The organism is Pseudonocardia halophobica (genome assembly GCF_050948485.1).
GTDB lineage: Bacteria > Actinomycetota > Actinomycetes > Mycobacteriales > Pseudonocardiaceae > Pseudonocardia > Pseudonocardia halophobica.
The window spans coordinates 6964553-6977124 of sequence record NZ_CP192046.1 but is presented as its reverse complement, the minus strand read 5'-3'; the positions used below and the strand labels follow the sequence as shown (position 1 = coordinate 6977124).

Genomic DNA, 12572 nt, shown 5'->3' with positions numbered 1-12572 from the left:
AGAAGCATGTGAGAAACCGAGCCGACTCGCACACGTCCCCGCCCGTCCGGGGACGCGTCGCCATCCTCTCGGTCCACACCTCCCCGCTGGAGCAGCCCGGCACGGGCGACGCCGGCGGGATGAACGTCTACATCTCCGAGACCGCCACGCGCATGGCGCAGCGCGGCATCCCCGTCGAGATCTTCACCAGGGCCACGTCGTCGGAGCAGCCGCCGGTCGCGGAGCTCGCCCCCGGGGTGCTCGTCCGGCACATCGCGGCCGGGCCGTTCGAGGGCCTCGGCAAGAACGACCTGCCCGGGCAGCTGTGCGCCTTCACCGCCGGCGTGCTGCGCACCGAGGCGCACCACGAGCCCGGCTGGTACGGCGTGATCCACTCCCACTACTGGCTCTCCGGCCAGGTCGGGTGGCTCGCCCGGGACCGCTGGGGCGTGCCGCTGGTGCACTCCGCGCACACCCTCGCGCGGGTCAAGAACGCCGCGCTCGCGGAGGGCGACCAGCCCGAGCCGATGGTCCGCGTGATCGGCGAGGACCAGGTGGTGGAGGAGGCGGACCGGCTCGTCGCGAACACCGACACCGAGGTGCGTCAGCTCGTCGAGCTGTGCGAGGCCGACCCGCTGCGCACGGTCGCCATCCCGCCGGGCGTCGACCTCGACCGCTTCCGCCCCGCCTCCCGGTGCGAGGCGCGGGAGGCGCTCGGGCTGCGGCACGACGCCGTCGTGCTGGGGTTCGTCGGGCGGATCCAGCCGCTGAAGGCCCCGGACGTGCTGCTCCGCGCCGCCGCCGAGATGCTCCGCCGCGACCCCGCGCTGCGCGAGCGGCTGGTGGTGCTGGTCGTCGGCGGGCCGTCGGGCAGCGGGCTGACCGAGCCGACCGCCCTGCAGGAGCTCGCGGCGCACCTGGGCATCACGGACGTCGTGCGGTTCCTGCCGCCGCAGGCCGGGCCGGCGCTGGGGCGGGTCTACCGGGCCGTCGACGTGGTCGCCGTGCCGAGCCACAACGAGTCGTTCGGGCTGGTCGCGCTGGAGGCGCAGGCCTGCGGGACGCCGGTCGTCGCGGCCGACGTCGGGGGCCTCCCGGTGGCCGTCGCCGACGGCCGGTCGGGGCTGCTGGTCCCCGGGCACGGCGCCGGGCAGTGGGCCTCCGCGCTGGCCGCCGTCGCGCTCGACCCCGCCCGCCGCGAACGGCTCGCCCGCGGCGCCGTGACGCACGCCCGGGAGTTCTCCTGGGAGCGCACCACGGACGCCCTGCTCGCCACCTACGCCGACGCCACCCGCGAGTACCGGGCCCGGCTGCGGGACCGGCTGGTCGCGGGCATCATCGAGGGGTGAGCGCAGCGACGGAGAAGACGGATCCCGCCGAGATCGACGCGGCGGTCGGGAAGGCGCTCGACGAGCTGGAGGTCGGGTACCACCGGCGCGAGGCGGGCCAGTACCTCGTCACGCTGGAGGGCACGAACCGGCTCAACACGCCGACCTGGCTGGTCGTGCGGGAGCAGACCGTCTTCGTGCAGGCCTTCGTCTGCCGTCAGCCGGACGAGAACCACGAGGGCGTCTACCGCTTCATGCTGCAGCGCAACGCTCGGCTCTACGGCGTGCACTACGCGCTCGACCGGGTCGGCGACATCCATCTCGTCGGCCGCATCCCGTTCGTCGCGGTGAGCGCGGACGAGCTCGACCGGGTCCTCGGCCAGGTCCTCGAGGCCGCCGACGGCGACTTCAACACCTTCCTCGAGCTCGGCTTCGCCACCTCCATCCGCCGCGAGTACGCCTGGCGGACCGAGCGGGGCGAGTCCCTGGCCAACCTCAAGGCCTTCGAGCACCTCATCGACTGAACCCCGCGCCGGCGACCGTCCTGAGCGCAGTGTGGATCCTGGACGCTGATCTCGAGGGCTCCTGGCCGCAGTATGGATCCCTGGTGCGGTCCCTCCGGATGCAACCGGATCGCGGCTCTCGTCCGTCCTCCCCCCGACGACGGAGGAGGGCGGGAGATGCGCAGGTGGGCGGTCTGGGTGGCGGCGGGCGTGGTGGTGCTGGCGTCCGCGTCGGTGGTGACGGGCGTGGCGCTGCGGGAGACCGGCGGTGCGTCGGGTTCTGCTGAACCGGAGAGCACGGCCCGGCCCGGGATCGCGGTGGCGCCCGACGGAGGCGCCACGGCGAGCAATGGGTCCGCGCCCGGCTCGGCCCGGTCGGTCCCGCCGGCCGACTCCGCGGGCGCCGTCGCCGGGGAGCCGGGGACCGCCCCGCTGACCGACGTCGCCCCGAGCCGCGACGTCGTCCGCACCGCCGAGCTGACCGTGCAGGTCGGCGACCCCGTCGCCGCGGCCGCCGAGGTCCGGGGCGCGGTCGCTGCCGCGGGCGGGTTCGTGGCCGACGAGCGGGCGGGGAGCGGCTCGGCCGGGTTCACCCTCCGCGTGCCGGCCGACCGCCTCGACGCCTTCACCGAGCGCCTCGCCGGCCTGGGGACCGTGACCTCCCGCACGAGCCGGGCCGAGGACGTCAGCGCCCCGGTCGCGGACCTGGAGGGGCGCGTCGCGGCGCAACGGGCGAGCGTCGCGCGGGTCCGCGCGCTGCTCGACCGCGCGACGACGATCGGCGAGATCGTCTCGATCGAGTCCGAGCTGGCTGCACGCGAGGCCGATCTGGAGTCGCTGCAACGGCGGCTCGCGTTGCTGCAGGACCAGGTCGCGCTGGCGACCGTCGAGGTCGCGTTGCTGCCGGTCCCGCCCCTGGCCGACCCCGGCCCGTCCGGCTTCCTCGGCGGGCTCGCCGTCGGCTGGGAGGGGCTGCGCGCGATCGGCCGGGTGTCGCTGGCCGCGCTCGGGTTCGCGGTGCCGATGCTGCCGGTGGTGGCGGTGCTCGCCGGGATCGTCCTGCTCGGCCGCCGGGTGTACCGGCACCGCCGCCGGCCGACCCCGCCCGCGGACGCCCCCGGAGCGGGGTGAGACCGGCCGCCTTCCCGGCCGGGCCGCGTCACCCGCGGGTTACCCTCGGTCGAACGCCGACGGTCGATCCGGGAGGACGCGATGGCCGCGCGCCCCCTGGTGCGCAAGGGTGCCGAGCCGCTGTGGGCCCAGCTGCTGGCGGACCTGCGCGCGCGGCTCGACGCGCACGAGTTCGACCACTCCTTCCCCGGCGAGCTCGCCCTCGTCGGCGAGTACGGGGTCAGCCGGCACACCGTGCGCGAGGCGCTGCGGCGGCTGCGCGAGGAGGGCGTCGTCGTAGCCGGGCGGGGCCGGGCACCGCGGCTGGCCGCGCCGTTGGAGATCGAGCAGCAGCTCGGCTCGCTCTACAGCCTCTTCTCCGCCGTCGAGTCGACCGGCCGCGAGCAGCGCAGCGTCGTCCGGACGCTCGACGTCCGGGCGGACGGGGTCGTCGCCGCGCGGCTCGGGTTGGAGGAGTCGACGCCGTTGGTGCACCTCGAGCGGCTGCGGCTCGCGGAGGGCGAGCCGCTGGCCGTCGACCGGGTGTGGCTGCCCGAGGAGGTCGCGGCCCCGCTGCTCGACGTCGACTTCACGCACACCGGCGTCTACCCCGAGCTGGAGCGGCTCTGCGGGATCCGGGTCGCGGGCGGCCGCGAGAACATCCGCGCGGTCGTCCCGACGGCCGAGGAGCGGCGCCTGCTGGGGATCGACGCCGGGGTGGCCGCGCTCGCGATCGAGCGCCTCGGCAGCTCCGCCGGGCGGGCCGTGGAGTGGCGGCACACGCTCGTCCGCGGCGACCGGTTCACGCTCACCGCGCAGTTCAGCGCGCGTGACGGCTACCTCGTCGGCGCGTCGGCGAGCTGACCCGTCACGGCTCCGTCACGGCACGGAGACGCCGACCCCGCCCCGGGTCCCGGCGCCGTAGCGCGCGATCTCGCCCTCGAGGTCGAGCGGCCCGGTGCGCATCCCGGTGTCCGGGCCGAGCAGCTCCGCCGGAACCAGCCAGCTGACCTCGAACTCCAGCCCGTCCGGGTCCTTCGCGTAGAGCGCCTTGGTGCTGCCGTGGTCCGACGCGCCGACGAGCGCGCCGTGCTCGCGCAGCACGCCGCGGATCCGGTCGAGCTCGGCGAGGGTGTCGACCTCCCACGCCAGGTGGTAGAGGCCGACGGCGCCGCGGCCGGCCGTGGTGTCCCCGGCGGTCGCACCGATCCCGAACAGGCCGAGGTCGTGGTCGTTGGACGAGCCCTCGGCCTGCAGGAACGCCGCCCGTCCGGGCACGGACGAGACGACCCGGAAGCCGAGGGCCTCGGTGTAGAAGGCGACGCTACGGTCGACGTCGCGGACGTAGAGCACGGCGTGGTTGAGGCGCTGGACGGGCATGGGCCTGCCTTTCTGTGAAACTTCAATCACACCGTAGCCCGCCAACAGATGAATGTTCAAGCGATCCGGCGTAGGCTCGTCCGCATGGACGACACCCGCTGGCTCTCACCCGCCGAGCTGCGGGCGTGGCTGGCGTACGTCGCGGCCACCACGCTGCTCGACGGTGCCCTCGACCGGCAGCTCCAACGCGAGTCGGGCATGCCGCACGCCTACTACCTGATCCTCGCGATGCTCTCCGACGCGCACGAGCACACGTTGCGGATGAGCGAGCTGGCCGCGGCCACGCAGAGCAGCCAGAGCCGGCTCAGCCACGCGGTGACCCGGCTGGAGCGGAAGGGGTGGGTGTGCCGCCGTCCCTGCCCGGACGACCGGCGCAGCACCTTCTGCACCCTCACGGAGGAGGGCTACGCGGCATTGCGTGCGGCGGCCCCGGGGCACGTCCGGACGGTCCGCGAGAACCTGTTCGACGCGCTGAGCCCCGAGCAGGTCACCCAGCTCGAGGAGATCGCCCGCGCGATGCTCGGCCGGCTCACCCGCGATCCCGAGGCGGTGCCGTTGCCCGGAGTGTGCCCGGACCGACAGCCCTGACGGACAGCGCCGACCCGCACCCGTTTGGCAAGCTGTCGCGCATGCCCACACTCGTGCTGCTGCGCCACGGTCAGAGCGACTGGAACCTGAGGAACCTCTTCACGGGCTGGGTCGACGTCCCGCTCTCGGAGGTCGGCGAGGCCGAGGCCCGCCGCGGCGGCGAGCTGATGAAGGAGAAGGGCCTGCTCCCGGACGTCGTGCACACGTCGGTGCTGCGCCGGGCGATCAACACCGCGAACCTCGCGCTCGACGTCGCCGACCGGCACTGGATCCCGGTGCGCCGCGACTGGCGGCTCAACGAGCGCCACTACGGCGCGCTGCAGGGCAAGGACAAGAAGCAGATCCGCGAGGAGTTCGGCGACGAGCAGTTCATGGTCTGGCGGCGCAGCTACGACGTGCCGCCGCCGCCGATCGAGAAGGGCTCGGAGTGGTCGCAGGACGGCGACGCCCGCTACTCCGGCATCCAGGCCCCGCTGACCGAGTGCCTCGCCGACGTCGTGGCGCGGATGCTGCCGTACTGGGACGAGGCGATCGTGCCCGACCTGCGCGCGGGCAAGGTCGTGCTCGTCGCCGCGCACGGCAACTCGCTGCGCGCGCTCGTCAAGGAGCTCGACGGCATCTCCGACACCGACATCGCCGGGCTCAACATCCCCACCGGCATCCCGCTGCGCTACGAGCTCGACGACGACCTGAAGCCCACAGTGCCCGGCGGTGAGTACCTCGACCCGGCGGCGGCCGAGGAAGCCATCCAGGGGGTCGCGAACCAGGGCCGCTGAGCCGGTCCCTCCCCCGTGGGGTGAACGGGCCGTGAACGGAGGCGGAAAACTCCTCGTCCGGGTAGTCAGGCGGCTCACTCGGGGCCTCCGGAGCTGGCGTCGGCCCTGGTCGGGCTGCCTACGATGCCGGTGTGAACGCAGTGGCGTCCGTCGTGCTGGTCGCCGTCGCCCTCGCCGCCGGGCTGTGGGCCGGTGTCCTGATCGGCCGCCGCCGCGCCCGGCCCGCCCGGCCCCGGCCGGACGGCCGACGGGTGCCGACGCTGGCCGAGCTCCTCCAGCGCGTCTTCCGGTCGACCGGGTCCGGGCTCGCCGTGCTCTCCGGCACCGGCGACGTCGTCCTGCACAACCGGCGGGCCGCCGAGCTCGGCGTGGTCCGGGCCGGCCGGCCCGACCCCCGCGCCTGGGCGGCCTGCCAGAAGGTGCTCGAGGGCTCCACCGACGTCGAGGTGGACCTCGCCCCGCTGGAGGTACGCGGCCGCCAGCCCGCCGCCGTCGTCGCGGTGGTGCGGCCGCTGGGCGACGGGTTCACCCTCGTCGAGGCCGCGGACATGTCCGACGCCGTGCGCCTCGAGGCCACCCGGCGGGACTTCGTGGCCAACGTGAGCCACGAGCTGAAGACGCCGGTGGGCGCGGTCGGGCTGCTGGCCGAGGCGGTGCTCGACTCGGTCGACGACCCCGAGTCGGTGAACCGCTTCGCCGGCAAGATCCTGCGCGAGTCGACCCGGCTCGGCGCTCTCGTCACCGAGCTGATCGCGCTGTCCCGGCTGACCGGGGCCGAGGCGCTGCCCGACCTCGAGGACGTGGACGTCGACGACGTCGTCGCCGAGGCACTCGGCCGCTCGCGGCTCTCCGCCGAGTCGGCCGGCATCGAGATCACCGTGGACGAGCCCTCCGGCCTCGAGGTGGCCGGGGACCAGACGCTGCTGGTCACGGCCCTGTCGAACCTCCTCGAGAACGCCGTGGCCTACTCGCCGCCCGACGCGTCGGTCTCGGTGTCCCGCCGGCTCGAGGACGGCTGGGTCGAGATCGCCGTGACCGACCGCGGCATCGGCATCGCGCCGGAGCACCAGGTCCGCGTGTTCGAGCGGTTCTTCCGGGTCGACCCGGCCCGCTCCCGCGCGACCGGCGGCACCGGGCTCGGCCTGGCGATCGTCAAGCACGTCCTCGCGAACCACGGTGGCGAGGTGCGGCTGTGGAGCCGCCCCGGCACCGGATCGACCTTCACCATGCGGCTCCCCGCCACCGGTGCCGCCGTGCCGGCCTCCTCCCCGGAGGACCACGCGGTGGACCCGGCCACCGACCGAGACCCGGCCGGGGCGTCCGGCCGAGCTGGAGGATGAGATGACCAGGGTGCTGATCGTCGAGGACGAGGAGTCCTTCGCCGACCCGCTCGCGTTCCTGCTGCGCAAGGAGGGCTTCACCGCGGCCGTCGCGACGACCGGCCAGGAGGCGCTCGAGGAGTTCGACCGCAACGGTGCCGACATCGTGCTCCTCGACCTCATGCTCCCCGGCATGAGCGGCACGGACGTGTGCAAGGCCCTGCGCTCCCGCTCGGCCGTCCCGGTGATCATGGTGACCGCGCGGGACAGCGAGATCGACAAGGTCGTCGGCCTGGAGCTGGGCGCCGACGACTACGTGACCAAGCCCTACTCCGCCCGCGAGCTCATCGCCCGGGTGCGCGCCGTCCTGCGCCGCGGCGGCGAGAACGGGACCGGCGACGCCGACGGCGCGGGCGTGCTCGAGGCGGGCCCGGTGCGCATGGACGTCGAGCGGCACGTGGTGTCGGTCGACGGCACGGACGTCGCCCTGCCGCTCAAGGAGTTCGACCTCCTCGAGTACCTGCTGCGCAACGCCGGCCGGGTGCTCACCCGCGGCCAGCTCATCGACCGGGTGTGGGGCGCGGACTACGTCGGCGACACCAAGACCCTCGACGTCCACGTCAAGCGCCTGCGCGCCAAGGTGGAGAAGGACCCCAGCGCCCCGCAGCACCTCGTCACGGTGCGGGGGCTGGGGTACAAGTTCGAGAGCTGAGGGCCCGGGGTCGCAGGATCTGCGGACCGCCCCCGGACGGTGCACACTTCGCTCCGTGAGATGGGGCCGGTGGGTTCCGTGGGCGGCCGGGCTGGGCGTCGCGGCGCACGACCTGATCCAGCGCCGCCATGCGCTGCTGCGGAACTTCCCCGTGCTCGGCCACGGCCGGTACCTGCTCGAGGCGGTCGGGCCGGAGCTGCGCCAGTACGTCGTGGCGGGCAACGACGAGGAGCGCCCCTTCAGCCGGGACCAGCGCCGGTGGGTCTACGCCTCGGCCAAGCGCGAGAACAACTACTTCGGGTTCGGCACCGACAACGACGTCGAGCACACCCCCGGCTACGTGATCATCAAGCACCGCACGTTCGGCCGGACCGCGCCCGCGCACCCGCACCCGCAGGGCGAGGACTCGGTGTGGCTGCCGTGCGCGAAGGTCCTCGGCGCCGCCCGCGGCCGGCGCGCGGCCTTCCGGCCCGACTCGGTCGTGAACATCTCCGGGATGAGCTACGGGTCGCTGTCCGGCCGCGCGATCGAGGCGCTCAACCGCGGGGCGGCGGCCGCGGGGTGCCTGCAGAACACGGGCGAGGGCGGGATCGCGGAGCAGCACCGGTGCGGCGGCGAGCTGGTCTGGCAGATCGGCACCGCCTACTTCGGCTGCCGTGACGAGCAGGGCCGGTTCGACCTGCAGCGGCTCAAGGACGGCGTCGCCGCGGCGCCGGTGCAGGCGCTGGAGATCAAGCTGAGCCAGGGGGCGAAGCCGGGTCTGGGCGGCCTGCTGCCCGGGGTGAAGGTCACGGCGGAGATCGCGGCGGTCCGCGGGATCCCGATCGGGAAGGACTGCGTGAGCCCCTCGCGGCACACGGCGTTCAGGGACACGGACGAGCTGCTGGACTGGGTCGAGATGCTCGCCGACGAGACCGGGCTGCCCGTGGGGATCAAGTCCGCCGTCGGCGACATGGAGTTCTGGACGCAGCTCACCGACCTGATGACCCGGACCGGGCGCGGGGTCGACTTCGTGACCGTCGACGGCGGCGAGGGCGGGACCGGCGCGTCCCCGCTGGTGTTCACCGACTCGGTCGCGCTGCCGTTCCGGCTCGGGTTCAGCCGCGTGTACCGGGAGTTCGCGCTGCGCGGCCTGCACGAGCAGGTGGTCTTCGTCGGGGCGGGGAAGCTCGGGCTGCCGGACAACGCCGTCGTCGCGTTCGCGCTCGGGGTCGACATGGTCAACGTCGCGCGCGAGGCGATGCTCGCGATCGGCTGCATCCAGGCCCAGAAGTGCCACACGGACACCTGCCCCACGGGCGTCGCCACCCAGAACCGCTGGCTCGCCCACGGCCTCGATCCGACGCTCAAGTCGGCCCGGCTGGCCAACTACGTCCTGACCCTGCGCCGCGACCTGGGCAAGGTCGCCGAGGCCGCGGGCGTCGAGCATCCCGCGTTGATCACCACGGACGACGTCGAGATCCTCGACGGCCAGACCGTCGCGCGGGGCCTGGGCGAGGTGTACGACTACCGGCCGGAATGGGGGCTGCCGTCGGGCCCGGACCAGGAGGAGATCGTCGCGTTGCTGCGCAAGGGCCGGCCCGCTCGCGTCTGACCGCCCAGATGCCGCCGTCCGGGGACGCCGTGGTTCTGCGTTGTGCGCGAATGGCAGCACGGCGGCCCGACCAGCCTGGGCAACCTGGTGATGCTCTGCACCGTCCACCACCGGCTCATCCACCACTCCCACTGGGAGATCCGGATGATCGACGGACGCCCGGAGTTCCTCCCGCCGAGCTGGATCGACCGCAGCGGGACACCCGGCGAAAACCACCCCCGCTCCTGCGGCCGGTGGGGTGACACGGGGCCGCTCCCCGTCTTCCTGTGCGACCCTCGTGCGAGGCCGGCGGACGTTCGTCGACCTGGCCCACTCATGGTCTCCCTCGGCGTCCTGCCGGCGCAGAGGGGTGGACGCCAGACGTCGCAATTCGCCGAGCGTCCGCGGTTCGCCGAGGCTTTCGAGAGCGGATCGGGTACCCGGTCGGCCGGTCCCGGAGGGGTGCCCGGCTCCTCCGCCGGTGAAGGGAGAGCCCGTGGTCAGGTCAGCGGTGGGTGCGATCCCGGAGCGAGCGGCGCGGCCCGGTGCCCGCGCCCGGACGTCCCGGAGCGGAGGTGGCCCGTGTCCGTGACGACCACCCGTTCGGCCGGTCCACCGGTCCACCGGCACCGGAACGACTCGAACCTCGCCGACGTCGTCGAGCTCATCCTCGACCGTGGCCTCGTGATCGACGTGTTCGTGCGGGTCTCCCTGCTCGGGCTCGAGATCCTCACCATCGACATCCGGATCGTGGTCGCGAGCGTCGACACGTTCCTGCAGTACGCGGAGGCGACCGATCGCCTGTACCTGTACGGCACGAGTGCACGGCGCCGCCTGCCCGCCGGGAACCGGGACAGCGAGGACGACGCCGGGTACGACGCCGAGGACGAGGGGTGAGCGTGATGGCCGACGACGAGAACCCGACGACGCCGCGCCGACGACGGAGCGCCCGGACGAGGTCCGCGCGGGCCGAGAAGGCCGCGCCGGCGTCGGAGGAGGTCCGGGAGGACGACGGCGCGGACACCGCGGAGGAGGAACCTGCCGACGACGGCACCGAGGAGGAGGCCGCGGGTACGGCGGCCGGCGAGGAGGAGGCCGGCGAGGAGGCCGGTGAGGAGGAGTCCGGTGAGGAGGAGTCCGGCGGCCAGGACGGTGCGGCGCGGAAGGGGCGCACCGACGGCTCCGGTGGCGACCGGCCGGGCGGGTCCATCGTCCGGGTGGCACGCCGGGCGGCGGAGCACGTCCGGGTGCTGACCGGGCGGCACCCGGAGAGCGTGGTCTCGATCGAGCCGCGGGACGGCAACTGGTGCGTCGGCGTCGAGGTCGTCGAGACGCACCGCATCCCGGACTCGGCGGACATCCTCGCGATCTACGAGGTGCTCGTCCGGCCCGACGGCGACCTGCTGTCGTACCGGCGGGTCCGGCGCTACACGCGCGGTCAGGTCGACCGGCCGTGGCGGTGACGGGCGGCGCCGAGGCGTCCGCCACGGTCTCCGCCCCGCCGATCGGCCCCCTCGCGTCCCCCTGATCGGCACGTCCGCGCGAGGCGACCGGAGTCTTTTCTCCGCGATCGCGGTGCCCGGGGTTGGCGCGGGCGAGCAGTGGGGGATCCGCCCGCCCGACAGCACCCACGCGAGGAGGAGGCGACGATGTCGTCAGCACAACCCGCCGCCGGATCCGGACCGGCCGCGTCCGGCTCGTCCGAGCGGATCCAGGACGCGATGATCGCGTTCAACGACGAGGTCTTCGAGACCTTGCAGAAGCTGCTCAAGGCCCAGCAGGAGCTGGTCCGCGCCGTCATCGCGGCGTCGGAGCCGGGCTCGGCCGCGTCGGACGGGGGCGGGCAGGACGAGCGCGGGCCGGAGGACTCGGGCGCGGACGACGCGCAGCCGGAGGTCATCTTCCCGCTCGACACCGAGACCGAGTCGCCCGAGAGCGGGGCCGACGAGGGCGCTGAGGCGGAGGCCGACGAGGGCGCGGACGTGGAGAGCGGCGAGGCCGACGGCGACGAGGAGCCGGCGGCCGAGGCCGACGGGGGCGCCGAGGACAAGACCCCGCCCGATGCGGACTGGGTGCTCGACGCCGAGGCCGCCGGAGCCGTCGACGACGAGGACGACGAGGCCGAGAGCGGGGACGCGCTGGACGCCGAGGCCGACGAGGGTGCGGAGGCCGAGGCCGACGAGGGTGCCGAGGACGAAATAGACGACGGTGCCGAGGACGAAGCCGACGAGGACCTGGCCGACGAGGCTGACGAGGGTCCGGAGGACGAGGTCGACGAGGGCGCGGAGGACGAGGCTGACGAGGGTGCCGAGGCTGAGACCGACGAGGGTGCGGAAGACGAAGCTGACGAGGGCGTCGAGGACGAAGCTGACGAAGGCGTCGAGGACGAAGCCGAGTACGAAGCCGACGACGGTGCCGAGGACGAAGCCGACGGCGACCTGGCCGACGAGGCTGACGAGGGTCCGGAGGACGAGGCCGACGAGGGTGTCGAGGCTGAGGCCGACGAGGGTGTCGAGGACGAAGCCGACGAGGGTGTCGAGGCTGAGGCCGACGAGGGTGCCGAGGACGAAGCTGACGAGGGCGTCGAGGACGAAGCCGAGTACGAAGCTGACGACGACCTGGACGCCGAGGCTGACGAGGGTGCCGAGGCCGAGGCTGACGAGGGTGCCGAGGCTGAGGCCGACGAGAGTTCCGACGACGTAGCCGACGAGGGCCTGGAGGACGAGTCCGAGGAGGGCTTGGACGACGAGTCCGAGGAGGGCTTGGACGACGAGTCCGAGGAGGGCTTGGACGACGAGTCCGAGGAGGGCTTGGACGACGAGTCCGAGGAGGGCTTGGACGACGAGTCCGACGAGGGCTTGGACGACGAGTCCGACGAGGGCCTGGACGACGAGTCCGACGAGGGCCTGGACGACGAGTCCGACGAGGGCCTGGACGACGAGGCCGACCAGGGCGCCGAGGACGAGGTCGAGGGGGACGAGGATCCCGACGGGATGTCCGACGAGGAGGTTCGCGTGGTCGCCGACGCGATGGTCGAGGCGCTGAACGCGGCCGCCGCGGACGAGGGCTCCTCGGACGGTCCCGACGACTCCGGCGACACCTCCGCCGCCGAGGACGCAACCGACTCCGCGGACGACCGGGGCGACGGCCAGGACGGTCCGGCCGAGGGTGGGTCCAAGGACTCCGGGCGATCGAAGAAGCGAGCGAAGTCCACGCGGGGCGGCAAGCCCCGCCGGGGCAAGGCGCGCGCGGCGGCCGACGGGTGATTCCCGGGGACGGGGGCGGCACCACCGCCGCCCCCGGC

At 74.0% G+C, this 12572-nt stretch carries 13 protein-coding genes; 12 read left to right on the top strand and 1 reads right to left on the bottom strand.

Features of this window, described 5'->3' with window-relative positions; translation table 11 throughout:
* Nucleotides 1-8: 8 nt before the first annotated feature.
* From mshA to ACQP04_RS33320, 4 genes are all read left to right on the top strand, one after another.
* Nucleotides 9-1328: a D-inositol-3-phosphate glycosyltransferase gene (gene mshA, locus ACQP04_RS33335; RefSeq protein WP_433504422.1), complete on the top strand. Its 1320-nt coding sequence runs from the start codon at nucleotides 9-11 to the stop codon at nucleotides 1326-1328.
* 32 nt (nucleotides 1329-1360) lie between these two features.
* Entirely contained in the window at nucleotides 1361-1831 is a 471-nt protein-coding gene (locus ACQP04_RS33330) for a YbjN domain-containing protein (protein WP_037053045.1), read from the top strand.
* Between the two features lie 156 nt (nucleotides 1832-1987).
* On the top strand, nucleotides 1988-2941 hold the full coding sequence (locus ACQP04_RS33325; protein ID WP_433504421.1) for a DUF4349 domain-containing protein: 954 nt from the start codon (nucleotides 1988-1990) through the stop codon (nucleotides 2939-2941).
* A gap of 81 nt (nucleotides 2942-3022) precedes the next feature.
* Nucleotides 3023-3784, top strand: a complete 762-nt coding sequence (locus ACQP04_RS33320) for a GntR family transcriptional regulator (protein WP_433504420.1) — start codon at nucleotides 3023-3025, stop codon at nucleotides 3782-3784.
* A gap of 15 nt (nucleotides 3785-3799) precedes the next feature.
* On the opposite strand, the gene ACQP04_RS33315 is transcribed toward ACQP04_RS33320, so the two are convergent.
* Nucleotides 3800-4300: a VOC family protein gene (locus ACQP04_RS33315; protein WP_433504419.1), complete on the bottom strand. Its 501-nt coding sequence runs from the start codon at nucleotides 4298-4300 to the stop codon at nucleotides 3800-3802.
* A gap of 84 nt (nucleotides 4301-4384) precedes the next feature.
* Between ACQP04_RS33315 and ACQP04_RS33310 the strand changes: the two genes are divergently transcribed.
* From ACQP04_RS33310 to ACQP04_RS33275, 8 genes are all read left to right on the top strand, one after another.
* Entirely contained in the window at nucleotides 4385-4888 is a 504-nt protein-coding gene (locus tag ACQP04_RS33310; RefSeq protein WP_433504418.1) for a MarR family winged helix-turn-helix transcriptional regulator, read from the top strand.
* A 41-nt stretch (nucleotides 4889-4929) separates the two neighbouring features.
* Nucleotides 4930-5664 carry a phosphoglyceromutase gene (locus ACQP04_RS33305; protein ID WP_433504417.1) on the top strand — a complete coding sequence of 245 codons (735 nt, stop codon included), beginning with the start codon at nucleotides 4930-4932 and terminating at the stop codon, nucleotides 5662-5664.
* A gap of 131 nt (nucleotides 5665-5795) precedes the next feature.
* A complete protein-coding gene (locus tag ACQP04_RS33300; RefSeq protein WP_433504416.1) occupies nucleotides 5796-7004 on the top strand; it encodes a sensor histidine kinase in 1209 nt (402 codons plus the stop codon).
* A gap of 1 nt (nucleotide 7005) precedes the next feature.
* Nucleotides 7006-7695, top strand: a complete 690-nt coding sequence (locus tag ACQP04_RS33295; protein WP_037052966.1) for a response regulator transcription factor — start codon at nucleotides 7006-7008, stop codon at nucleotides 7693-7695.
* Nucleotides 7696-7750: 55 nt separating this feature from the next.
* Nucleotides 7751-9289 carry a glutamate synthase-related protein gene (locus ACQP04_RS33290; protein ID WP_433504415.1) on the top strand — a complete coding sequence of 513 codons (1539 nt, stop codon included), beginning with the start codon at nucleotides 7751-7753 and terminating at the stop codon, nucleotides 9287-9289.
* A 567-nt stretch (nucleotides 9290-9856) separates the two neighbouring features.
* Nucleotides 9857-10165 carry a gas vesicle protein GvpJ gene (gene gvpJ / locus ACQP04_RS33285; RefSeq protein ID WP_433504414.1) on the top strand — a complete coding sequence of 103 codons (309 nt, stop codon included), beginning with the start codon at nucleotides 9857-9859 and terminating at the stop codon, nucleotides 10163-10165.
* Between the two features lie 5 nt (nucleotides 10166-10170).
* Nucleotides 10171-10731, top strand: coding sequence for a gas vesicle protein (locus ACQP04_RS33280; protein ID WP_433508486.1), 561 nt, complete (start codon nucleotides 10171-10173; stop codon nucleotides 10729-10731).
* A gap of 519 nt (nucleotides 10732-11250) precedes the next feature.
* Nucleotides 11251-12534: a hypothetical protein gene (locus ACQP04_RS33275; RefSeq protein ID WP_433504413.1), complete on the top strand. Its 1284-nt coding sequence runs from the start codon at nucleotides 11251-11253 to the stop codon at nucleotides 12532-12534.
* Nucleotides 12535-12572 lie beyond the last annotated feature (38 nt).